The following is a 22398-nucleotide window of genomic DNA, read 5'->3' as shown; positions in this document are numbered from 1 at the left end:
CTCTTTGCTGGGGCCCCGACCACAAGCATGACTAAAACAAAGAAGGCACTTAGTTTAAGCACCTTCTCAGTTCAGTCAGCTACTGCAAATTTACAAAGTAGCATTATTATATTTTTATTTCCTAGACTCATTACAACTAAATCTTATAAATATGAAGACTAATGTGCTGTTTGACCACCGTCAACAAGGTAAACTTGTGCTGTCATGAATTTTGCTGAATCAGATGATAAGAATAATACGATGTCAGCAATGTCATCAGGTTGTGCTGCTTTTGCCATTGGTACACCTGAAATCATTTGTTGCCATTTTTCATCATCATCTTTCCAAGCTTTCGTCATTTCTGTTTCAGTTAAGCCAGGTGCAACAGCATTGATACGCACGCCATCTGTTGCATGGTCGAAACCTGCTGATTTTGTCATTCCAACAACTGCATGTTTTGCAGCAATGTAAGGTCCCATTTGAGGGTCAGCAATTAATCCGGCAACTGATGCAGTATTAACAATTGTGCCGCCACCATTTTTAAGCATGCTTTCTAATTCATATTTCATTGATAAGAATACGCCTTTGACGTCAACATTCATCACTTTATCGAATGTTTCAGGGTCAAGATCAGCGAATTTTTTCGGTTGATTTAAAATACCTGCATTATTAAATGCGTGATCCAAACTACCAAATTCATCAAGTGCTTTTTGCATCAATGCGCGTACCTGTTCTGGATCAGAAACGTCTGTTTTCACGAATACTGCATGACCACCATTATCATTGATGTCTTGTGCTGTTTGTTGCGCACGTTCATCGACATCTCCGATAACGACATTTGCTTTCTCTTGAGCAAATTTTAATGCTGTAGCTTTCCCAATTCCTGATGCTGCGCCTGTGATAACAACTGTTTTCCCTTCGAACTCATTGTATCTCATATTTAACATCTCCCTTTGATTTATCTCTGTATACGATGTGCAAAGTACCATTATTGAAAGCTATACATCACATTGACTCACGCATATCGCTTTCACAACATGCCTACCTTTAAAATGTACGCTTTAATCATTTCGTGAACAGTATTTTTATTTCACACGTTGCCAAACTAATTTTTGGTTAGGCACATTGCCGTTTACAATGCTAAGTGTATCGCCTTCTAATTCAAATAAACGTGGTTGTGTATCGCCTAACCAAGTTGGATTCATACTCACTTCCATTGTGTGGTACACTGTTGAATTTTCTTCATCTAATTCAAAACGACCTGAATATGCAACGTAACCATGTGCTGCTTCAGCCATTTCATCTTGTGTGCCTGTGTGTAAGTCACCTGATTCATAAGCTTGACGTCCTTGTTGCATTAATTGTGCTGACATATAACCATCTGGATTATACATGATGAATCCTGTTGCATCTTTACCTAGTGGAAAGAAGATGTTGCCATCTTTATCTTCATCTTGATATCTAACTAATTTCCAAGTTCCGATTAATTGTTCTTTAAGTTCTGCCATTTTAAATACATCCTTTCTTAATTTTTTAAAATAATTGATGATTATGCGTTTGAACCGCCAGAAACACTGATTGTTTCACCAGTAATCGCTGTAGCACCTTCAGAAGCTAAGAATACAACTGTTGCTGCAATCTCTGAAGGTTCTAATAAACGGTTCATAGGCATTTTACCTGTAATATATTTTTCCATTGCTTCTTGTTCTGTTGAGCCATCTTGTTTTGCAAGGTGTGCTAATTGGTTCTCAATTAATGACGTACGCACAGGTCCAGGCAACACAGCATTTGCTGTAATACCATCTTTAACCGTTTCAAGCGCAACTGTTTTAGTGAAACCAATTTGTGCAAATTTAGAAGCAACATAAGCTGATTTAAATGGGTCCGCCATTTCACCGTGTGCTGATGAAATTGTCACAATACGTCCACTTTGTTGTTGTTTCATTGAAGGTAACACGTGTTTAGTCATTAAGAATGTACCTGTTTGGATAACACCAATCACTTTGTTCCATTGATCTAATGGGAAATCTTCAACTTTATCGATGTGCTGAATACCTGCATTATTAACTAATACATCAACCGCACCATATTGATTATTCACGTCTTTAATTGCTTGTGACACTTCATCTTCATTTGTAATATCTACTTTATATGCAACGCCATTATTTAATTCATTCGCTGCTTTGTCTGCCGCTTCTTGATTCATATCAAAGATGAACACACGATCCTGTTCTTTATCAAATGCTTGCGCAATTGCAAATCCTATTCCTTGTGCTGAACCTGTTACGATTACATTTCTTGTCATAATAAATTACCTCCTATAAGTGTTTGGTGCTGCCTTTTCCTAAAAAATAATTACGCCTAATAATATGACGATCAGCGCTAAAAGGTTGGCACCGGTATTTGTAATGAATAAATATTTAAAGCCGTTTTTATGTGTTAAACCAGTAATTGCAAAGAATGTTAATACAACGCCTGTGTGCGGCATTACTGTAAATATTGATGATGACATCGCTGCAACTCTGTGAATCACTTCAGGATCAATGCCCATCTCAACATAGTGTTGGCCAAATGCTTGTAACACAATGCCGAGTGAACCTGATGCTGAACCTGTAATCACACCAAATAGTGCTGATGCAACAGCTAAGCTAATTAATGGGTTACCCGGAATATTTAATATTAATGAGCGAATCGTTTCGAATCCTGGCGCTAATGTAATAACCGTACCGAATGCAATTGCTGAGCCGGTAAGGAACATTGGCATTAATGAATTAGATGCACCTTCATTGAGCACTTGTCTTTTAACTGGAATGTATTTAAAGAATAGAAGTGCTGAAAGTATAATCGCTGTCGTTAAACTAATCAGTATAATATTGGAAATACCCATTGCACTACCAACGATATTCATCACAATAAGCAAGACAATTGGTAATATACTTAATAGAAAATGCGGTGTCTGTTCCTTCTTGTCAAATTGCATATCCTTGATATTATAGTCTGCAAAAGATTCACCTTTTGCGATACTTTTATTTAATGCATGTTTCATATACCAAAGACCAAATGCAATTGCGACAATCGTTCCTACGATACCTAATATCGGTGCTGCTGTTAATGTTGTGCCTAAATACTTAGTTGGTACAACATTCTGTACTGAAGGTGTACCGGGTAGCATAGTCATGGTAAATGTACCCAAACCAAGCATAACTGGAATACCGATTAAGTTCCAAGCTAAGTCCATCTCTTTGAAAAGTGGTTTCGCTAATGGAATTAATACAAATACAACGACGTAAAGACTAATACCACCATATGTTAAGATTGCTGTAATAATGAATATGGCAACTAAAATAGCATATGGACTATTCGTTCCTGTTTTTGACACAATCTTTTCAGCGATAGATTGTGCTGCGCCACTGTCGTCCATAAATTTCGCTAATAATGAACCAAGTATAAAAACGCCAAAGAAGCTAACGATAAAATCTGCTAACCCAGTCATATATGACGCTTTCGTACCAATTAATGAGTCGAAAAATGGTAAATTGTTCGTCAAAATGACTATAATAGATGCCAAAGGACCTATAACTAAAATAGAATAGTTCTTGTCTGACATATATATAATGAAAAGAATTGCTAATACAATCCCTATCGTTCCAATCATGTCCATCATGTCACCCCCAAAGGTATGAAATTAACAATACGCATTCTGGAAAATGTGTCTGTTTTATGTCTAAATCTATTATCTGACCTTATAGTCTAAATGTAAAAGACGTATTTAACTATCAAATGTATAACTAAATAGTTATAGCCATATATAGCACGATGAAAGGCGGTCATCTACATGACTTATAAAAATAAAATTCAATATTTAGAAGCTATTCAACGTTATGGCAGTATTTCACACGCAGCGAAACATCTTTATATATCTCAACCCTATTTAAGTCGTTATATTAAAGAAGTCGAGCATGACTTAGGCGTTACTTTGATTAATCGCGACAGTAATCCTTTAGAACTCACTTATTCAGCTGAACGATTTCTAGATTATTTACACGATATTGAGGATATCGACACGCAAATGCGCGATGAGTTACAGACGATTTCTAATTTGAAAAAGGGACGCATCCGTATAGGTGTAAATCCAATTTTAGCTACACATACGCTTTATAGTATCTTGCCAAAGTTTATCGAGCATTACCCTGGCGTCGAGATTGAATTGGTAGAAGAAGTGGCACATCGAATCGAACAAATTGTTTCCGATCAGAAAGTGGATATCGGTGTAACAATTTTACCGTTGTACACTGAGGATTTATCTTATGATATTTTGTATACAGAAAATGTCTATCTAGCATTACCGCCTGGGCATGACCTTATCGACCAAGCGAAAGCCCATGCAGATGATGGTAAATTCCCATTTCATTTATTGCATAATGAAAAATTTATCTTGCTGAAGCCTGAAATGACGTTACGTCAATTAACCAATCAAATCTTAAACGATTATCATGTCGTACCTGACGTAATGATGGAAACGGTGAGTGTAGAGAACGCGCTTCGTCTCGTAAATGAAGGTATTGCTATCACATTTGTCCCTAAAAGTGTTAAAGATATGACATCTGATCGTTTTAATGGTGCATTTGTCCAGTTGAACCCGCATCATTATTACAATCAAGTCGTGTTAGCATATAAAGAAAATGATAAAAAACGGTTATCCAGAGCAGCTAAGACCTTTATCCAAATGGCGAAATCCGGAATGAAATAAGATATACATTAAAAACCATCGTATTAGCCATAGAAAACGGGCGTAGAACAATGAATCATAAAGCATTCTGTTCCACGCCCTTTGTATATTTATACTCAAACAATATATCCACTCGTCTTAAATGGCTCGTTTAATCAATTATGCTTGTTCGCCAACAACAGTAAAACGTTCATTAATGTGGTCTGCATTTTCAGCTTCATCTACAATCGCAATCGCATAATCTGCATAGCTAATGTAACTATTACCTTGACTATTAACTAATAATTGATCTTTACCTGATGTATATGATCCTGTGCGTTTACCTTCCGCATCAAATTCTGCAGATGGACTTACAAATGTCCAAGTGATACCTTCTGTATCTTTAAGGTCTTGAAGGTTGCGTCCTTGACCTTTAGCTGTTGGTTTAACAACATCTGGAAAATCTGGTGTATCAACGACACGAGTTGTTTGTGCCTCATCCACAAATAGACTTCCCGCACCTCCAACAATAATCGCTCTTGTATCTACATCTTTTAATAATGCAATTAACGCACGTCCTGCTTCAACATGGGCTTCTTCCTCGCCGAGTGGTGCGCCAAACGCATTAACAACGACATCAAGATCTTTAATATCCTCTGTTGTTAAATTAAAAATATCTTTTTCAATCACTTTGACATCTGAGTGATTTAATTTAGCCGCATTTCTGACGATGGCCGTCACTTCATGACCACGACGTGTTGCTTCTTGTAATACTTTAGTTCCTACTTTACCTGTTGCTCCGATAATGCCAATTTTCATTATTTATTCCTCCACTTATTTGTATTTATAGTGATTTCAATGGTGATATGCGTCAATTAGGTCGTTATAGTGAATTGGTATGGTTGCTTTTGTCTTGTAACCATTTTAGTTACAAGTTGGATATAACGGATGACGACTTATCCGTTTTGTTGCAAGATACCTGAAACGATATCCTCCATCGTAACATTCGCCAAGACACCTTCCATCGCATCTTGTGCGCGTAAGAGAACGATTTCAAGTACGCTTTGAATATTAGCACCTACAACACAATTCATATTCGTGTCTTCATGCATTTGGAATAATTCGCCTTCTTCTACTACTTCCACCGCTTGATATACATCAAGTAATGTAATGTCCGTTAATGGTTTCAACAATTGAATACCGCCACTACCTTGCTGTGTTTCAATTAAGTTCGCTTGTTTTAATTTACTAACTAACCTTCTAATGACGACAGCATTTGTATTCACACTGCTGGCAATCCAAGAAGACGTTAATGGTTGCGACTGTTCTAGTTTGACTAACGCTAAAATGTGCACAGCCACAGTAAAACGACTGCTAATTTTCAATCTTCTCACCTCATGTAACCATTATAGTTACAAGTTGAGTTGGATGTCAATTTTTTAAATCGATCCATAAAAAAAGCCCTACCATTCAGACTTTCAAATCTCAATGATAGGGTCAATATAAGCAATTGTATTAATTATATAAGACTATATTCACATTAATTATATTCATCTTCAATATCGCCTACGATTTCTTCCAGAATATTCTCTAAAGTAATGATTCCTTTGAAATCTGCATCATCATAAACTGCGGCAATATGAACTTTTTTCTTCTTCATCATTTCCAAGATATGCTTCAATGGCGTATCCGGTTTAATGTTGATAATTGGATTAACAAATGTCTCTAACTTAGATGGCTGATCCACGTTAAATAGTGATTTGGAATGGATAAAACCAACGATTTGATCATCTTTAACAGCTGGATATCTCGTAAACGCATCTACTTTAATTTGTTGAATCGCATCATCAAAGTGCGTATTTAAATTGAGTGTTTTAACATGTGCTTGATCGATCATAATATCTTTTGCGACTAAATTATCGAATTTAAATGCTTGATTGATATGGTGTAATTCACTGTCATTAATTTCGCCACCTTCATGGCTATCTTGAATTAATTGTTTTAATTCTTCTTCAGAGTGGAATACTTCACTTTCTTTAGCTGGTTTCATGTTGAACATTTTCAAGATTAATCGTGCTGCACCATTTAATATCCAAATAAATGGATACATTATTTTATAGAAAAAGATAATCGGCTTTGCAAAGAGTAATGTAATATACTCTGCTTTTTGAATCGCAATGGTCTTAGGCGCCATCTCACCTACAACTACGTGTAAAAATGTCGCAATAACAAATGCACCACCAATTGTAAATGGATGTATCCACGCTTCAGGAATACCGATACTACTGAATAACGGATGTAGAATAAATTCAAATGTTGATTCCCCAACCATACCTATACCTAGTGCAGTAATGGTAATACCTAATTGACAGGCAGCTAAATATTCATCAAGATGATCGACAACTTTTTTAGCAGCGATTGCTTTCTTCTCTCCTGCATTAGACAATTGCGCAATTCTTGTTTCTCTGACTTTCACGATAGCAAACTCTGTTGCAACGAAAAAAGCCGTTAGGACTAATAATAATATAAAAGTAATAAGACTAAATGTGGTCCCCAAATATGTTCCTCCAAAATAAAAAATTGTAGACTTTCTACTATACTAATTATATCAATGTTTTATATATAATCAAAATATTTAAATTTTAAATACTAATATAAATAGCACTTAATTGAAAATACATCCTTAAGAACCATACTTTTATAGTGTTCAATTGTACATTACGACTTCATTATTGTACGATTTAGACTTACCCCATGGCGGTCAGTCTCAAATAATTGTAATTCATACATATCATTTTGTTCTGGAAGATGTTGTTCAAATTCATCCCAAATCCACATCGCAATATTTTCAGCAGTCGTGTTCATATCCGGTAACGTCTCATTGATGAGTTGATGGTTTAATTTTGGTTCAATCACTTTGCTATAAATCGCATCTATATCATTAAAATCTAATCCCAAACCATAATCTCCAATCGGCGAAAGTACGTCTACATACAAGCGATATGAATGATTATGCAAATCTCGATAGATCGTTTCACTAAAATAAATTCGATTATCACAGACGAAATCATATTGTTGCTTTAATATGGTTTGTCCTTCTTTATATTTAAACTGATTGGGTGGTTGAACATGATCGAAACGGTTAGACATGTTTGCGTTCCCCCTTTTATATCTATTTTCTTCATTACTTTGGAAGCCAATCAGGCTTATTCATTCCAGAAGCTTCGTATCATCTCTACATCTTCAAGGGCCTGTGCTTCCCCCGCTTTAAAAATGTCAGGTCTAATAGCTGGATTAACCGTATTGCCACCGAGTTCATTTAATTTATCGAACACTGCTTTACTTGGTGTAATTAATTTAACTTCTGAACCACTTTCTTCGAGTTCTTTTATCGCATCTTCAAGTTTGTATGGTGTTGATACAGGAAGGTTTGTCGCAAAGATAAGTACTTTTTTAGCACCTTTAGCTAAATCGGCATTCTCCATAGAATGACAACCACCATCAAAATGTTTCTCACCTTTAATTGTTGTTGCCGGCCACACACCAGGTAATGAACCACTTGAGGCCATTGCTCTATGCAAGTCGACTTGACTATCTGAAGTTAAAGCAACACGCGCTGCTTTATTCGCATTTACTGCCGTAATCATCAGATTTTCAGGCCAATTGGATACTTTAATTCTATTTTGTAATCGATTAATATGGACGCTTTCATTAAATTTGTGATCCTCTAATGCATAGACACTATAATTTTCAATCCATTCTTTTGGTGTGTGTGCACTATTTTTTATTTGAGCATATCTGGCAAAAATATCAGACATGTCGTCTACTGGTGGTGCTTCATTGGCTTTTGGTGCAATTTGTTGTTCATAAATCTCGTCCCAACTCTGTTGAGATGTTAAACTCGTCCCAGCTTGAGCACCTCCAGAGGTACCAATAACTAAATCTGCGTGTCTCATATCGATATTTGCTTTCGAAAGGACTGAAAGATATCCTAATTCCCAACCTATCGCAAGTGATCCACCGCCACCTAATACAATTGCATGTTCCATATTGTCTTTATTAATCATGATATATACTCCTTGATTCATTTAATTTTTATAGTATTTGTCTGCATTTAGCGACATTTTCTTTAAGACATCGAAAGCAATCGCTTTCTCTTGAGCATCAATACCCTCGGAAATCATTAATTCCCATTTACTTAAAATGTCCCAACTTATTTCTTTAAATGCCATTGCTTTAGGCGTAAGAAATAAATTATACGCTCTTTTATCGTCTTGATTACGCGCTCTTGTAATATAACCCTTTTCTTCCAAATACTTAATTGCTCGATTCACACTTGCTTTATCTACACCGATGTCTTCAACAATGGTTTCTTGTCTTATACCATTCTCAATATAGAGTGCAACTAAACACATCACCTGGATATAGTTAATTCCGTATGGCTTTAACTGCTCTGTAATATAAATATTGCCTCGTCTATATATTTTCGATGATAATTTTCCAATAAATTTAATATCGCGATACTCAAATTCTTTATCGTTTCGCATTGCCTCACCTCATATAGTTGACTTATCAACTATTTAACTATATAACGTATTGGTTGACTTGTCAACTAAATAGATAATGCACGCTTGTTATATTTTAAAAGAAGAGATTAACGCAACTGTTCATTGCCTTAATCTCTTCTAATGATTCACAATAACGGACGATTAATCTAAATAATTTTCAGCATGTTCAAGTCCGAAGTGTTCATTTTTTTCTTTTTCTTTTTCATACGCTTCTTGAGAGATTTTAGTAATACTCTCAACTGCATAACTTACTTTTTTCGCGAATTGTTCAACTTCTTCTTCATTTTTAGCTAATACAAAGACCGTTAAGATATTATCATCTACGATATCTTTGTAATGTTGGTAACGTAATTTGTATATATTCATGTGACAATCCCCCTATAAAAGTTAAAAACCTTATGCCGTTTCATTTTTCATGAAAGGTTTAATTAGTAAAATATGCCCTGTTTTAAATATTTTCAAACTTCTTTATTGTTTAAGATTTAAAACAGGCTGAGGGAGGTGACGTGTGACTATATTTCAACGCTACTGATTCCATTGTTTGAGCGGTAATTGAATACCGTTAAATCGGCTTAAGACATAAGTATCATGTGAAATAATGATTAATTGCGTCGTCTTTAAAGACATTAGCATTTGAAGTATAGCTTCTTCATTAATGACATCTAAGTTGGTTGTAGCTTCATCCAATATGAGAATCTCTGGTTCTAATATTAAGGCTTTAGCTATCCAAACGCGTTGAAATTGACCACCACTTAACGTCGACACTTTCTGCTTAAGTATATCGTGTGGTAAGTTACACTGTTCAAGCACTGCTTCAATGCTTGATGTATAACGCTGTTTATCTACCTTGTAATTCTTAAGTGGTTCTAATAGTGTAGCTAATACCGTTTTACGCTGATTTAAGGTATCACGTTGATATTGAGGTACATATTGGATGTGCTTCATCCACTCTTTAGACGTATAAGATTCACGCAAACGCCCATTAAGATATAATTCGCCCTGATAGTCCGTATCTAAGCCAGCGATAATCTTGGCTAACGTAGATTTACCACAACCACTCTCACCACTTATGAGCAAGTGCTGGTCATTCATTGTACATGATATCTCTTTAAATATCAGTTGCGTATCTATATATTTGGTTAATCTCTCTATTTTAAGCATAAGGTTGTCTCCGATGTGCAATCGTAATTAATTTTTTCGTGTAACTATGTGTCGGCTTAGTTAAGATTGACGCCGCCTCACCACTTTCTATCAATTGACCTTGCTGCATAATACTAATATGCGTGGCAAAATCTTTCACTAAGTTAATATCGTGTGTAATAAAAACGATGGTCATTTGGTAGCGTTCTTGTGCCTTAAGAAGGTAATGCATAAACTTTTTAACATTGTCTTGATCAAGTGCACTCGTCGGTTCATCTAAAAATAAGTAGTCCGGACGTCTAATTAATGACATTATAAAGGCGACACGTTGTGCCATACCTCCACTAAGTTCAAAAGGATAACGCTCAAGTAATTGTTCCCCTTGTCTTAAGCCAAGTAATTGCATCATCTGTAAGACATCATCCTTAATACGCTGTTTCGTTAGATGTGTGCGATTGGCTTCATAAATGTATTGGAAATGCTTAGCTAATGTTATATTTTGAAACATATTACTTTGAACATCTTGAAACACTGCATCTGTTTTAGTTAAATCGATGTCAATATCTCCTTGATAACTTAATTGTAGTCGCTTCATTCCAAGTATTGTTCTTGTTAACAGTGATTTCCCACTGCCACTTTCACCTATAATGCAATGAAATGCACCTTTAGTTACTGTCAAATCAACATCTTTTAACAATACGTTCTCTTGATCTAAAATCGATAATTGATTGACGTTGACTACCGTATTTACTACGTTATTTTTTTGTTGATGATTTGACATAATAAGGCGAAACCTCCTAACAATACACCCGGGAAGAAGAAGAGCCACGGTGCGCCGTTGAAATAACTTTTCCCATCAAAAAGAATGGTTCCTAACTCAGGCGTCGGCGGTTTAATACCTAGTCCTAGAAAGGCAAGGCCAGATATGCTGAGCATCATTTTGCCAAAGTCAGCCGTTACCAAAGCGAATATATTACTTAATAAATGTGGAATCACATGTGTTACTGTCGTTTTGAATGTTGAGTTCCCACTCAATCGTGCATATTGAACAAATGGACGTTTTTGAATATCTCGCGTTAAATTTCTGAAGTAACGTAAATAACGTCCTATCCATCCAATCGTTAAAGCAAGTATTAAACCTATCATGGAGTTACTTACTAAACTTAAAATGACTAATGCGATAATAAATGACGGAATAGCCAACAACATATCGGCAACAAACATAATGATTTGATCTAACCATCGTCTTTCTATGCCTGCAATTAAGCCAAAGATAAGTCCCATACAAACACTTAATAGAATCACTATACCTGTTAAACTCAATGTGACAAGACTACCGACAATCAGTCTTACTAAGAAGTCTCTGCCTAATTGATCGGTACCCAACCAATGTTGTCCATTAGGTGACTCAAGTGGTTCCAAATGTTGCGTGTCTTGCATTAAACCATACGTCATTAATACAACTATCAAACTCAATAGTGAACCTATTGCGATGTACGTTTGATATTTTTTCATCACATCGCACCTCTTTTCTCATTGCCTGACTGCTGGGTATGACGTCGTCGAAGTCTAGGTTCATTCTTCAAGATAATCACATCGCCTAAATAATTCATTAGCATAATAAAGACGATGATAAAGATGACAATGCCCTGAATTAGTGGATAATCTCGTTGGTTAATAGCATTAATCAACAATTTACCTATACCAGACATGCTGAAGATAACTTCAAGTATTACGGCTTTTCCAATTAAATGAATGACACTGTTAATTGAAATAGTCATTAGTGGTGCAAATATCTCTTTAATTTGTACGATGATACGCGCTTTTAACGAGAAATGTCTTAACTGCGCAAGTTGATACGCATCTTGATCTAACGTTTGCGCAATCAGATGCGCTGTCATCAATAAGATATGACACCCTTCTATAACAACAATTGTGAAGATGGGCAGCACAAAGTGTTGCCATGAATCACTACCTACAAATGGTAACAATTGCCAACGTACGCCTAAATAATAAATGAATAAAATAGCTAACCAGTATTCTGGCATTGAGGTCATCACTTGGGCGAATCCACGAATTCCATTAGCGTAACGTGTATGCGGACGCGTCCCAACGAAGTAACCAACAATATAGCCAAATGGCAACATGATACAACTAGAGACAATGATTAGCACAAGCGTCGGCATGATGGCTTCCATTATCATAGCAGTAACCGCTTCGTTGGTACTAAAGCTGTATCCTAAGTTGCCCGTAAGTGCATGTCCAACCCAATCGATATATCTTAGTAACACATGCTGTCCTAAGCCAAGTTGATGTTGTGCCGCTTCAATATTGTCTTGCGTAATCGACGTATAACCATGACGTTGTAGATACAGAATCGCTGGATTACCAGATGTCTTCTCAACTAAAATGAAGATAATAAACGAACTTACGATTAAATAAAGTATGAATTTAATTGTACGTTTGAGCATTGTTATTCATTAACTTTCAACGCTTTATAATCAATTGGTGCATCCGTAAGTCCAGAGAATTTGAATTGTTTTACTTTATCACTCACTACAAACGTCTCATTTGGATAAGCAATTGGCACACCATAGTATTGTTGATTAAAGTGTTTAAATATATCATCAAACGAACGCTGTTGGTCTTCTTTTGATACGGTTGATGGGAAATCGTCTAGCTGTTTCGTTAATGTTTCATCATTAGCTAACACGCCTGTTTGACCATCATTATTTTTAAACACTGAACTCATAAAGTTATAAGGCATTAATGCATCTGAATATGTTCTATAGAAAATCAAATCATAGTCTTTTTTCGTCCATAATGTATCATAGTATGATTGTGAATCTAACGTTTTCACATTTAACTTAATACCGGCTTGTTTAAGCTGACGTTGCACTTTTTCTGCTTTATCTTTCCAACTTGGGAACTCTGCAGTTTGAATGACTAAGTTAAATGATAAAGGTTTGCCATTCTTTTCAAAGATGCCGTCATCGTTTTTATGATAGCCTTCTGATTTAAGTAACTTTTCAGCCGCTTTCATATCATAATCGTGTGGCTGTTGATTGTCTTTAGTCACAAATTGTACGTTCTTCTGGAACAGACCATTTACAGATTTGCCCGCAATGTCTTTCGCATCGATGCTCTTACTTATCGCTTCACGAATTGCGCGATGATTTAATACATCATTTTTAGGGTTAAATGCCATAAAGTGACTTACTGTGCTAGGTCTATCTTCAATCGTTAAGTTCTTATTTTTCTTATCTTGTTTGATTTGTTCATCTGAGAGCATACCTAAAGCACCACCAGAAATATCTACAGAACCACTTTGTACTGCAGAATTTCTTGAGTCCCCATCTTCAATCGTTTGGAATGCAAGATGATAATTGACTGGGTGACCGTTGTCGAAATATTTATTTGGCTTCATTGTCGTTTTTTCTTTACCAGTTTTATCAACAACAAATGCACCTGTTCCAATCGCTTTTTCAAATTTACCGTTTACTTTACCACCTTCTACTGAATGTGGACTCATAATACGCAACGGTCTCACTTGTGTTAATTCATTTAACACTTGATTTGATGGAGATTTCAATCTAATTTGGACCACGTGATCATTTTTAACAACGACCTTATCTAATTTTTTTAACGTTTCTACAGTCGTATCTTTATTCATCGCTTTCGCACGATCAATCGAGAATTTCACGGCCTTAGCATCTAATGCTAAACCATCTGAGAATTTAACGTTCTTTTTCAAATGGAATTCATAAACTTTCCCTGATTCATCAACGCGCCATTTATCTGCTAAACCTGCTTTAACGCCCTTATCTTTGTCGTATTTAACTAATGCATCATACACTGCACTATAAACGGGCATCGCTGCATCATAGCCTTGCGCGTCAAGTTTATCCGCCTTTGCTTCAGTAGGTAGCGATACCGTAACATCTTTATCTTCTTTTTGACCATTGCCACAACCCGCTAATAAGAGCGTAGCACTTGCTGCTACCGTCATTAATATACGTTTCTTCATTTCTCAGTACCTTCTTTCACTCTTGCTTTGATTAAAAATGATTCTTCATATAATGTTTGTAAATAATCATTTGGTGATAAATAAAAATCGCTATAATGTGTTAAATCAATCACGTCAGGTACAGGTTCTTTCATTACTGCAACTTCAAATCCTGCATTCACAAAGCTATCAACGATATGTTTTAGAGAGTGATTCTGAGACGGTGTGGCACCATATTGATTAATCGTGTCATCCATAAACTGACGACTCGGGTTATGAGTTAAATCCGCGAATGAAGCGTAATAAACGCCGCCTGGTTTCAATACCTCTTTTAAATCTTTCGCATGTTGCGGAATATCCTCTATTAAGTACAAGACAGACGTACTTACAGCCGTATCAAATATGTGCTTCGTTTCTTGTGGTTTATCTGTTAAATAGTATGTAAGTGGACGTTGTCCTTTTAATGTCTCTGCCTTTTCCAAAGATAAACGTGCTAAATCGATGCCAACACCTTCTTTAAACGGTGTTGTATCGTATAATTGTCGTAAAAATCCGCCTTGATTACATCCCACATCTAAAATCGTTTTCCCTTCGATGTCAGATGTATCAAGCATTTCTATCGTTCTCTCCCAAGCTTCTTGATGGTCTCGTGCCATATCATCATCTGATTCTTGACCTTTTTGCCACCAAACGTCATAAGTCTTAGTCATTTCATTCTCCTCGCTTACTTCAAATCGTAATAATTACGTTTTAAATAGTACTACACTATGTACATTTACACAATAAGAATTTTTCAAAGTCATGAATGAACGCAAAAAAAATAAGCTATGGGCGCGGGACATTGATCGATGTCCCAGGCTCACAGCTTATAACTGCATATTTATTGTGTTTGTGTATGTCTACGAGAACGAATTGAATAAACGATTAGTCCTATAATAAATCCTAAAATTGCTGGAACGATCCAGCCCATGCCAATTGTAAAGAATGGTAAATAGTGTTCGGCAAAGCCAATCAATGTTTGCGCGAATGATGTCTTCGCAAAGAATTCTGGACTTGCATTGATGCCGTCAAAGAATGCTGCAAACATAGTAAAGAACGTTGTAAATTTATAAACTATTGTCGAATGATTAAATAATGGGCTGACAAGTGTTAATAAAATAAGTGTAATCGCTAATGGATAGATAAACATAAGTACAGGTGTTGAATACATAATGATCTTAGTTAATCCGACATTCGCGAAGATACAGGCAAGTAGTGCGACACCTGTTGCCAACCAAAGGTAATTCATTTTCGGGAATAGTTCTGTGAATGTTTCTGAAAAGGCAGTTATTAAACCAATCGCCGTCTTCAAACATGCCACAATAATAATTAGCGATAAGATGATAATGCCATAATCTCCAAGATAGTGTTGCGCGATTTGAGCAAGTGCGATACCACCATTTTCACTCACTTTAAAATGGCCTAAACTCATCGTACCCATTAAAGCAAGTAACGTGTAAATCACGCCCATTCCTACGATACTTATAAATCCTGACTTAAACGTTTCTTTAGCAATCCCATTCGGATTGGTAATACCTAATTTCTTAATCGTTGTCACAATGATAATCCCGAATGCGAGTGATGCGAGTGCGTCTAGTGTATTATAGCCGTCAATAAAGCCTTTCAATAAGACACTATTACTATAGTTTGCACTTATTGGCGCATGACTAATACCACCCATAGGTTTAATAAACGCTAAGACAACTACGATACCTAGCAATACTAGAAATACTGGATTTAAGAATTTGCCTATGTAATCTAAAATTTTAGATGGCTTTCTAGAGAAAAACCATGCTATTAGAAAGAATAAAATACTGAATATCGGTAACACTAACTTTCCAGTGCTAGCCGAAATAAATGGTGAAAATGCAATTTCATACGATGTTGTTGCAAGTCTTGGTAACGCAAAAAACGGTCCAATTACTAAATATAGGGCAATTGTAAATGCATATGCATAGCCTTTACTCACTCTAGATGAAATATCGAAAACGCCATTCGTTTTAGAGATACCGATGGCTACGATACCTAGGAAAGGTAACCCAATCGCTGTAATTAAGAATCCTAAATTAGCAAGCCAAACATTGGCACCTGCTGTTTGTCCAAGATGAATAGGAAAGATTAAATTTCCTGCACCAAAGAATAAACCAAACAACATCGAACCAATAAATATATTTTCTTTGATTGAAAGTTTCTGTTTCATCATGTGTTACATCTCTCCTATTATGTGTTTACTAGCTATTATACATAAATTTAACATCTGTTTGTTCAAAATATTCAATAAATTTAAATCATCACTATATTCACTGAATGATGCCATAAAAAACACCTCGTAACGGGCGTTTTGATTATTTCACGCAATCTACGAGGTGTTATCGTCCATCCTAAGCCACGTTGTCTTTCAAACATTAACTACTGGAACGATGGTATGATATTAAGCTTTTCGAATTTGCCATTGATATGGATCTTCTAATTGATTCCAATCACTACCAATTTCATCGCTATTTACTAAGCATTGATCTAATTCCTTTACAATTTGTTCTTGATCTAATTCTGTACCGATAATTACAAATTGTGTATTTCTGTCACCATATTCGATATCCCAACTTTCGGTAACATCTGGTCGTTGATTAAGAATTTGTTCTCGTTGTTCTGGCGACATTGCAGCTACCCAATACGTTACCGGACTAATATTACAAGATGAACCTGCTTGAGATAATAAGCATGCAACTTGATTATATTGTGCTAACCAAACAATCCCTTTTGCACGAACAATGTTATTAGGCATTTGTTCTAACCAATCATTGAAACGTTTCGCGTGAAACGGTAAACGTCTTGAATAGACAAATGATCCAATCCCATACTCTTCTGTCTCAGGTGTATGTTCAGCGTGACCACCTTCAGTTAATTCTTTTATCCAACCTGCAGAATTACTTGCTTGTTCAAAATCAAAGCGACCTGTATTTAACACGTCATTGATATCCACTTCGGCATTTGTCGTTTTGATTAATTTAGCATCCGGTTGTAATTTTCTTAAGATGCTTTCTAATTTTGTTAATTCCGCTTCGGTAACTAAATCCGTCTTATTGATCACTAACACATCACAGAATTCGACTTGATCAATAAGTAAATCAGCAATTGAACGTTCATCTGTTTGATCTGCACCTTGATCACGATCTACAAGTAAATCTTCAGAATTAATGTCATTAATAAATCGGTTCGCATCTACAACAGTTACCATCGTATCTAATCGACAAATAGAAGTTAAATCAATACCTAATGCGTCGTCAATATAAGAGAAGGTTTGTGCAACAGGTACCGGTTCAGATATCCCTGTAGATTCAATCACAATATAATCAATATTTCCTTTTTCTACTAGACGCTCAACTTCTTGCAATAAATCATCTCTTAACGTACAGCAAATACAACCATTAGATAATTCGACTAATTTTTCATCTGTTCGAGATAACCCGCCCCCATCAGCAACTAAGTCTTTATCAATATTTACCTCACTCATATCATTCACAATAACCGCAATTCGACGGCCTTCACGATTATTTAAAATGTGGTTAAGTAATGTTGTCTTACCTGATCCAAGATAACCACTCAATACCGTTACAGGTATCTTGCCCATAAAATCATACCTTTCTTTTTATAAATCGTAATTATTACGTTTTATATTTTACATTTAAATTTTTAATTGTCAATCAAACTAATGATGATGAAATGTAGCCATATCAATGATTAACGCTCACTCTAAAACTTATTTACCGAAATGAATTGATACTATTTCCACACTTTTATTGACTATCTCGACTTGACACGCTCTGTTTTCGGAAGTTATTATAAAATAAATTAGGTTAACCTAAACTTTTATTTAGGAGGTAGTTTGTTGATAGAAATTAACAACATGAATTTGCATTTAAATCATAAACATGTGCTGAAAGATATTTCTTTAAAGATTCCAATATCAGGGGAAATCATTGGCATCATGGGGCCCAACGGTGCGGGTAAGTCTTCATTGCTAAAAAGCTTGATCGGAACGTTTAACGCTAGTGGCGAGATGTATTTATATGGCAAATCCATACATAAACAATTGCAATACATTACATACATTCCTCAAAAAGCGCAATTAGACTTAGACTTCCCAATCAATGTTGAGAAAGTCATTCTATCTGGCTGCTATCAAACCATTGGCTGGTTCAAACGTGTTGATCATGCGTCTAAAACAAAATTTCAAAAACTATTAAGAGACTTAGATTTAGAAGCGTTGCAATACAAACAAATTTCCGAGCTCAGTGGCGGTCAATTGCAACGTGTTCTTGTAGCAAGAGCATTAATGTCTGATAGTACAGTTTATTTATTAGACGAACCGTTTGTAGGCATCGACTTTAATAGTGAGCAACTTATTATGGAGAAACTTCGTCAATTAAAGGCGCAAGGTAAGCTTATTCTTATCGTGCACCATGATTTATCTAAAGCAGAAGACTATTTCGACCGTATTCTTTTACTGAATCGTACAGTTAGATTCTTCGGTCCTAGTCATCAAGCAATGCAACCCCAATATCTCAATCGCACATTTTTATTTAATGTGACTTCTACGTTTAATGAAGGGAGTGACACAGCAAATGACTGATTTCATTCAACATTTATTTGATTATCAGTTCTTAAATCGCGCTTTAATTACTTCTATTATAGTGGGCGTGGTTTGTGGGACTGTCGGAAGTTTAATCATCCTTCGTGGATTATCGTTAATGGGAGATGCGATGAGTCATGCCGTTTTACCTGGTGTGGCGTTGTCATTCTTATTCAATATTCCGATGTTCATCGGCGCATTAGTCACTGGCATGATTGCAAGTTTATTAATTGGTTACATTTCTAATAATAGTAAAACAAAGCCAGATGCAGCGATTGGCATCAGTTTCACTGCATTTCTCGCAACGGGTGTCATCATTATTAGTCTGATAAACAGCACGACAGATTTACATCATATTTTATTTGGTAACTTGCTCGCGATTACCCGACAAACATTTTGGACAACCCTTATTATTGGTGCCATCGTGATGTTACTGATTGTCATATTGTATCGACCATTAATGATTTCAACGTTTGATCCAACATTCAGTCGCGTAAGTGGATTGAATACAACAGTCATTCATTATTTTGTAATGCTCTTACTCGCCTTAGTCACCGTTGCTAGTATTCAAACTGTTGGCATTATCCTAGTCGTCGCATTACTTGTTACACCGGCATCGACTGCCTTTTTAATCACAAAGAATCTTTATTCAATGATGATTGTAGCAAGTTTGATTGGCGTAGTAAGTTCGATTGTCGGATTGTACTTTAGCTTTATTTACAATCTTCCAAGCGGGGCAACGATTGTCATTGCAACATTTAGTATATATATCTTGACCCTTCTCTTTTCAAAATTAAAAACAAAGTATAGAGGTGTACACACAACATGAAAAAATTTATTCCATTACTTATTGCATTGATTCTAGTTCTAGCAGCGTGTAGTTCAAATTCTAGTGACCAACATTCTAAAAATCATGACAAATTGAAGGTTGTCACAACCAATTCCATTATTTATGACATGGTCAAACAAGTCGGTGGTGACAAAGTAGACGTCCATAGTATCGTACCTGTAGGACAAGACCCGCATGAATACGAAGTGAAACCGAAAGATATTAAACAACTTACTGATGCAGATGTTATCTTCTACAATGGTTTCAATTTAGAATCTGGTAACGGTTGGTTTGAAAAAGCTTTAGAACAAGCAGGCAAATCTACAGATGATAAGTCAGTCTTCGCGGTGTCTAAAGGCGTTAAGCCTATCTATTTAAATGGTGAAACAGGTAATAAGGACAAGATTGATCCACATGCATGGTTAAGTTTGGATAATGGTATTCAATACGTTAAGAATATTCAAGAACAACTTGTGAAAGCAGATGCCTCACATAAAGCAGACTATCACAAACAAGGTGATGCTTATCTTGCTGAACTTGAAAAGTTAAACAAAGACAGTAAAGATAAATTCAATGATATTCCAAAACAAGAACGTGCTATGATTACAAGTGAAGGTGCCTTCAAATACTTCTCAAAAGCCTTTGATATCAAGCCAGGCTATATTTGGGAAATCAATACTGAGAAACAAGGTACACCGTCACAAATGAAACAAGCTATTAAGTTTGTTAAAGACAATCACATCAAACATTTATTGGTTGAAACAAGTGTAGATAAAAAATCTATGAATAGCTTATCTGAGGAAACTGGTAAGCAGATTTACGGAGAAGTCTTTACCGATTCAATCGGAGAAAAAGGTTCTAAAGGTGATTCATATTATAAAATGATGAAACACAATATCGAAACAATCCATGGAAGCATGGAATAGACTTAATTAAAAACAACGCATTTAAGAAATTAAATTAATATATTATTATCATCCTCCTATTAAAATAGCCAGTAAATGAATTTTTAGGAATTCATTTACTGGCTTATTATTTATAATATTTTTGTTACTGCAAAATGTAGCTTGGGTACTTATTCATACGTTATCTCATTAAAATATGCACACTGCCATGCTTGTGTCTTAGTTGCTGTTTTATTTAATTCTGTCTCCCACGGTGGATACACTCTTAATGCCATTTTCCCTTTAAACGCATCACTTTTTAAAATACCTTTCTTGATCAATATATCTTGAGGAAATATAAACTGACCTCGATGATTATTATCAACAATATTTACTATTAATTTATCCTCTATATCCTCTTTAGTAAAAGGTGCATTCGTATGATTCTCATCCTTTTTCCACATAGCGAAAAAGTAACCTTTTTTATTAGGCGTCTTTTGAGCTAACCTACTTTTAAAATGACCGTTTGGTGTTTTAATTTCTACCGCTTCATATTGTTGATTCCATTCTTCTACCACATATGAAACATCAGAATTTGAAAATAACCTTTCTAGCAAATGATATGATTGCATTGTTTCAATGGGCTTCATATACAAACTCCTTTTTTAATGTGTTATGTCTTAAAATTTAATTATGATTCATACCATGCTTTTTCGTATCCAATACTGTTTTCCAATAATTCTCTCTTTCAATTATTGTATTGGTCTTTGTCTTTGTATCAAATATTTCTAGGATAGCGTATTGAAAGTGCTGAATAATATATTCTCTACCCTTTTCATTTAAAATAGTTAGAAATTCTTTATTGCCACCGGTTAAATTATTTAAATTTGCATAGTTCGACCATCGTTGCCAAATCCCATCAGTATTGCCTGACGCTGATCCTATATAGAGTTGTCCCGTTTCTAAATCAGTAATAACATAAACGCCTTTAACATGACTTAATGCATCTTTCCAACTTGGTTCATTTCTATCTATAATCTGTTGTAATTCTTTATGCTTTAAACACACATGTTGATAACCTTTAAAATGTCCCAACTTAACATTTGGCGCTATTTCATAAACTTCTGGATTTAATTGTTCCTGTACAGTTGAATAGCGACGATTATATACATCTCTGCCAATCGGTTTTTGTATTTTAATAATGAGCCTTTTTCGATATGCTTTATAATCATCAAGTAATGTTAGTTTGTACCCAACTTGGTTAAATACTTCTGGATTGATCTTTTCAACCTTATAAATACCGCCAAAGACAAAATATTCTGGCCCATATGGATAATATTGAGCTAAGTCTATTAAATAATCGGCCTTATTGAGATTATTATTATTTTGTCTAGTCTTCCATGCGTTCATAACTATCCAATCTTCACTATCTTCTAACAAAAAGTCCCATGCACGCTTATTAATATCTCCAGCATTCATATTGAATTTAATTTTAGTTTTACTTACATTTGGTGTCTGTATAAAATCTGTTAGCTTAATCATCTTTATAACCCTTAATAATTTAGTATTTTTATTATTTTAATACATTATATAATTATTATACAATTTTCAT

Annotated in this window: 25 protein-coding genes; 4 read left to right on the top strand and 21 right to left on the bottom strand. The window is 35.4% G+C overall.

The window, feature by feature from the left end:
* Window positions 1–158 precede the first annotated feature (158 nt).
* The 4 genes from JVV30_RS06430 to JVV30_RS06415 form a co-directional block, all read right to left on the bottom strand.
* Window positions 159–917: an SDR family NAD(P)-dependent oxidoreductase gene (locus JVV30_RS06430; protein ID WP_107629360.1), complete on the bottom strand. Its 759-nt coding sequence runs from the start codon at window positions 915–917 to the stop codon at window positions 159–161.
* Window positions 918–1064: 147 nt separating this feature from the next.
* Entirely contained in the window at window positions 1065–1487 is a 423-nt protein-coding gene (locus JVV30_RS06425) for a lipocalin-like domain-containing protein (RefSeq protein ID WP_053030165.1), read from the bottom strand.
* 41 nt (window positions 1488–1528) lie between these two features.
* Window positions 1529–2284, bottom strand: a complete 756-nt coding sequence (locus JVV30_RS06420; protein ID WP_053030166.1) for a 3-hydroxybutyrate dehydrogenase — start codon at window positions 2282–2284, stop codon at window positions 1529–1531.
* Window positions 2285–2323: 39 nt separating this feature from the next.
* Window positions 2324–3643, bottom strand: coding sequence for a GntP family permease (locus JVV30_RS06415; protein ID WP_239469328.1), 1320 nt, complete (start codon window positions 3641–3643; stop codon window positions 2324–2326).
* 171 nt (window positions 3644–3814) lie between these two features.
* Here JVV30_RS06415 and JVV30_RS06410 point away from each other — a divergent pair, with 171 nt between their 5' ends.
* A complete protein-coding gene (locus tag JVV30_RS06410) occupies window positions 3815–4729 on the top strand; it encodes a LysR family transcriptional regulator (RefSeq protein ID WP_053030168.1) in 915 nt (304 codons plus the stop codon).
* 138 nt (window positions 4730–4867) lie between these two features.
* Here JVV30_RS06410 and JVV30_RS06405 read toward each other — a convergent pair whose 3' ends face one another.
* The 15 genes from JVV30_RS06405 to JVV30_RS06335 all read right to left on the bottom strand — a co-directional run bounded on the left by JVV30_RS06405 (window position 4868) and on the right by JVV30_RS06335 (window position 18071).
* Entirely contained in the window at window positions 4868–5506 is a 639-nt protein-coding gene (locus JVV30_RS06405; protein WP_204193740.1) for an NAD(P)-dependent oxidoreductase, read from the bottom strand.
* Between the two features lie 137 nt (window positions 5507–5643).
* Window positions 5644–6072: an Rrf2 family transcriptional regulator gene (locus JVV30_RS06400; RefSeq protein ID WP_053030170.1), complete on the bottom strand. Its 429-nt coding sequence runs from the start codon at window positions 6070–6072 to the stop codon at window positions 5644–5646.
* Window positions 6073–6227: 155 nt separating this feature from the next.
* A complete protein-coding gene (locus JVV30_RS06395; RefSeq protein WP_204193738.1) occupies window positions 6228–7244 on the bottom strand; it encodes a hemolysin family protein in 1017 nt (338 codons plus the stop codon).
* A 161-nt stretch (window positions 7245–7405) separates the two neighbouring features.
* Window positions 7406–7837 (bottom strand): 6-pyruvoyl trahydropterin synthase family protein, encoded by a 432-nt coding sequence (locus JVV30_RS06390; protein ID WP_204193735.1) that lies wholly within the window; start codon window positions 7835–7837, stop codon window positions 7406–7408.
* 56 nt (window positions 7838–7893) lie between these two features.
* On the bottom strand, window positions 7894–8754 hold the full coding sequence (locus tag JVV30_RS06385) for a patatin-like phospholipase family protein (RefSeq protein WP_204193733.1): 861 nt from the start codon (window positions 8752–8754) through the stop codon (window positions 7894–7896).
* A 21-nt stretch (window positions 8755–8775) separates the two neighbouring features.
* Window positions 8776–9234, bottom strand: coding sequence for a MarR family winged helix-turn-helix transcriptional regulator (locus JVV30_RS06380; RefSeq protein ID WP_204193732.1), 459 nt, complete (start codon window positions 9232–9234; stop codon window positions 8776–8778).
* 162 nt (window positions 9235–9396) lie between these two features.
* The gene (locus tag JVV30_RS06375; RefSeq protein WP_053030174.1) at window positions 9397–9621 is read right to left on the bottom strand and encodes a DNA-dependent RNA polymerase auxiliary subunit epsilon family protein; all 225 of its coding nucleotides are present in this window, start codon (window positions 9619–9621) and stop codon (window positions 9397–9399) included.
* Window positions 9622–9780: 159 nt separating this feature from the next.
* Window positions 9781–10416: an ABC transporter ATP-binding protein gene (locus tag JVV30_RS06370; RefSeq protein ID WP_204193729.1), complete on the bottom strand. Its 636-nt coding sequence runs from the start codon at window positions 10414–10416 to the stop codon at window positions 9781–9783.
* The gene (locus JVV30_RS06365) at window positions 10409–11176 is read right to left on the bottom strand and encodes an ATP-binding cassette domain-containing protein (protein ID WP_204193727.1); all 768 of its coding nucleotides are present in this window, start codon (window positions 11174–11176) and stop codon (window positions 10409–10411) included. Before JVV30_RS06365 ends, JVV30_RS06370 begins: the two co-directional genes overlap by 8 nt.
* Window positions 11146–11910: an ABC transporter permease gene (locus JVV30_RS06360; RefSeq protein WP_204193724.1), complete on the bottom strand. Its 765-nt coding sequence runs from the start codon at window positions 11908–11910 to the stop codon at window positions 11146–11148. The genes JVV30_RS06365 and JVV30_RS06360 overlap by 31 nt, the downstream gene beginning before the upstream one ends.
* A complete protein-coding gene (locus JVV30_RS06355) occupies window positions 11910–12866 on the bottom strand; it encodes an ABC transporter permease (RefSeq protein ID WP_204193722.1) in 957 nt (318 codons plus the stop codon). Before JVV30_RS06355 ends, JVV30_RS06360 begins: the two co-directional genes overlap by 1 nt.
* A gap of 2 nt (window positions 12867–12868) precedes the next feature.
* Entirely contained in the window at window positions 12869–14422 is a 1554-nt protein-coding gene (locus JVV30_RS06350) for an ABC transporter substrate-binding protein (RefSeq protein WP_204193719.1), read from the bottom strand.
* Entirely contained in the window at window positions 14419–15111 is a 693-nt protein-coding gene (locus JVV30_RS06345; RefSeq protein WP_053030180.1) for a class I SAM-dependent methyltransferase, read from the bottom strand. The genes JVV30_RS06350 and JVV30_RS06345 overlap by 4 nt, the downstream gene beginning before the upstream one ends.
* A 170-nt stretch (window positions 15112–15281) precedes the next feature.
* The gene (brnQ, locus tag JVV30_RS06340) at window positions 15282–16643 is read right to left on the bottom strand and encodes a branched-chain amino acid transport system II carrier protein (RefSeq protein ID WP_204193717.1); all 1362 of its coding nucleotides are present in this window, start codon (window positions 16641–16643) and stop codon (window positions 15282–15284) included.
* A 228-nt stretch (window positions 16644–16871) separates the two neighbouring features.
* Window positions 16872–18071 (bottom strand): GTP-binding protein, encoded by a 1200-nt coding sequence (locus JVV30_RS06335; protein WP_204193715.1) that lies wholly within the window; start codon window positions 18069–18071, stop codon window positions 16872–16874.
* Window positions 18072–18329: 258 nt separating this feature from the next.
* Between JVV30_RS06335 and JVV30_RS06330 the strand changes: the two genes are divergently transcribed.
* From JVV30_RS06330 to mntC, 3 genes are read left to right on the top strand one after another with little or no spacing between them, the layout of a single operon-like run.
* Complete coding sequence (locus JVV30_RS06330; protein ID WP_053030183.1) at window positions 18330–19073, top strand: metal ABC transporter ATP-binding protein; 744 nt, start codon at window positions 18330–18332, stop codon at window positions 19071–19073.
* On the top strand, window positions 19066–19902 hold the full coding sequence (locus JVV30_RS06325) for a metal ABC transporter permease (protein WP_053030184.1): 837 nt from the start codon (window positions 19066–19068) through the stop codon (window positions 19900–19902). Before JVV30_RS06330 ends, JVV30_RS06325 begins: the two co-directional genes overlap by 8 nt.
* Entirely contained in the window at window positions 19899–20828 is a 930-nt protein-coding gene (mntC, locus tag JVV30_RS06320) for a manganese ABC transporter substrate-binding lipoprotein MntC (RefSeq protein ID WP_053030185.1), read from the top strand. Before JVV30_RS06325 ends, mntC begins: the two co-directional genes overlap by 4 nt.
* A 149-nt stretch (window positions 20829–20977) precedes the next feature.
* Here mntC and JVV30_RS06315 read toward each other — a convergent pair whose 3' ends face one another.
* Both JVV30_RS06315 and JVV30_RS06310 read right to left on the bottom strand, forming a co-directional pair.
* Complete coding sequence (locus tag JVV30_RS06315; protein WP_204193713.1) at window positions 20978–21436, bottom strand: MepB family protein; 459 nt, start codon at window positions 21434–21436, stop codon at window positions 20978–20980.
* Window positions 21437–21473: 37 nt separating this feature from the next.
* The gene (locus tag JVV30_RS06310; protein ID WP_204193710.1) at window positions 21474–22328 is read right to left on the bottom strand and encodes a GIY-YIG nuclease family protein; all 855 of its coding nucleotides are present in this window, start codon (window positions 22326–22328) and stop codon (window positions 21474–21476) included.
* Window positions 22329–22398 lie beyond the last annotated feature (70 nt).

Origin of the sequence: Staphylococcus sp. GDY8P47P (genome assembly GCF_016892225.1) — a bacterium.
In the GTDB taxonomy this organism is placed as follows: Bacteria; Bacillota; Bacilli; order Staphylococcales; family Staphylococcaceae; genus Staphylococcus; species Staphylococcus borealis.
Note: the sequence above shows the minus strand (reverse complement) of the source record. Positions and strands in the feature narration are given on the sequence as shown.

Bases quoted from the DNA above. Each gene is read 5' to 3' on its own strand.
- JVV30_RS06430 (WP_107629360.1), bottom strand. From the start codon at position 917: ATGAGATACAATGAGTTCGAAGGGAAAACAGTTGTTATCACAGGCGCA.
- JVV30_RS06425 (WP_053030165.1), bottom strand. From the start codon at position 1,487: ATGGCAGAACTTAAAGAACAATTAATCGGAACTTGGAAATTAGTTAGA.
- JVV30_RS06420 (WP_053030166.1), bottom strand. From the start codon at position 2,284: ATGACAAGAAATGTAATCGTAACAGGTTCAGCACAAGGAATAGGATTT.
- JVV30_RS06415 (WP_239469328.1), bottom strand. From the start codon at position 3,643: ATGATGGACATGATTGGAACGATAGGGATTGTATTAGCAATTCTTTTC.
- JVV30_RS06410 (WP_053030168.1), top strand. From the start codon at position 3,815: ATGACTTATAAAAATAAAATTCAATATTTAGAAGCTATTCAACGTTAT.
- JVV30_RS06405 (WP_204193740.1), bottom strand. From the start codon at position 5,506: ATGAAAATTGGCATTATCGGAGCAACAGGTAAAGTAGGAACTAAAGTA.
- JVV30_RS06390 (WP_204193735.1), bottom strand. From the start codon at position 7,837: ATGTCTAACCGTTTCGATCATGTTCAACCACCCAATCAGTTTAAATAT.
- JVV30_RS06385 (WP_204193733.1), bottom strand. From the start codon at position 8,754: ATGATTAATAAAGACAATATGGAACATGCAATTGTATTAGGTGGCGGT.
- JVV30_RS06380 (WP_204193732.1), bottom strand. From the start codon at position 9,234: ATGCGAAACGATAAAGAATTTGAGTATCGCGATATTAAATTTATTGGA.
- JVV30_RS06375 (WP_053030174.1), bottom strand. From the start codon at position 9,621: ATGAATATATACAAATTACGTTACCAACATTACAAAGATATCGTAGAT.
- JVV30_RS06370 (WP_204193729.1), bottom strand. From the start codon at position 10,416: ATGCTTAAAATAGAGAGATTAACCAAATATATAGATACGCAACTGATA.
- JVV30_RS06365 (WP_204193727.1), bottom strand. From the start codon at position 11,176: ATGTCAAATCATCAACAAAAAAATAACGTAGTAAATACGGTAGTCAAC.
- JVV30_RS06360 (WP_204193724.1), bottom strand. From the start codon at position 11,910: ATGAAAAAATATCAAACGTACATCGCAATAGGTTCACTATTGAGTTTG.
- JVV30_RS06355 (WP_204193722.1), bottom strand. From the start codon at position 12,866: ATGCTCAAACGTACAATTAAATTCATACTTTATTTAATCGTAAGTTCG.
- JVV30_RS06350 (WP_204193719.1), bottom strand. From the start codon at position 14,422: ATGAAGAAACGTATATTAATGACGGTAGCAGCAAGTGCTACGCTCTTA.
- JVV30_RS06345 (WP_053030180.1), bottom strand. From the start codon at position 15,111: ATGACTAAGACTTATGACGTTTGGTGGCAAAAAGGTCAAGAATCAGAT.
- brnQ (WP_204193717.1), bottom strand. From the start codon at position 16,643: ATGATGAAACAGAAACTTTCAATCAAAGAAAATATATTTATTGGTTCG.
- JVV30_RS06335 (WP_204193715.1), bottom strand. From the start codon at position 18,071: ATGGGCAAGATACCTGTAACGGTATTGAGTGGTTATCTTGGATCAGGT.
- JVV30_RS06325 (WP_053030184.1), top strand. From the start codon at position 19,066: ATGACTGATTTCATTCAACATTTATTTGATTATCAGTTCTTAAATCGC.
- mntC (WP_053030185.1), top strand. From the start codon at position 19,899: ATGAAAAAATTTATTCCATTACTTATTGCATTGATTCTAGTTCTAGCA.
- JVV30_RS06315 (WP_204193713.1), bottom strand. From the start codon at position 21,436: ATGAAGCCCATTGAAACAATGCAATCATATCATTTGCTAGAAAGGTTA.
- JVV30_RS06310 (WP_204193710.1), bottom strand. From the start codon at position 22,328: ATGATTAAGCTAACAGATTTTATACAGACACCAAATGTAAGTAAAACT.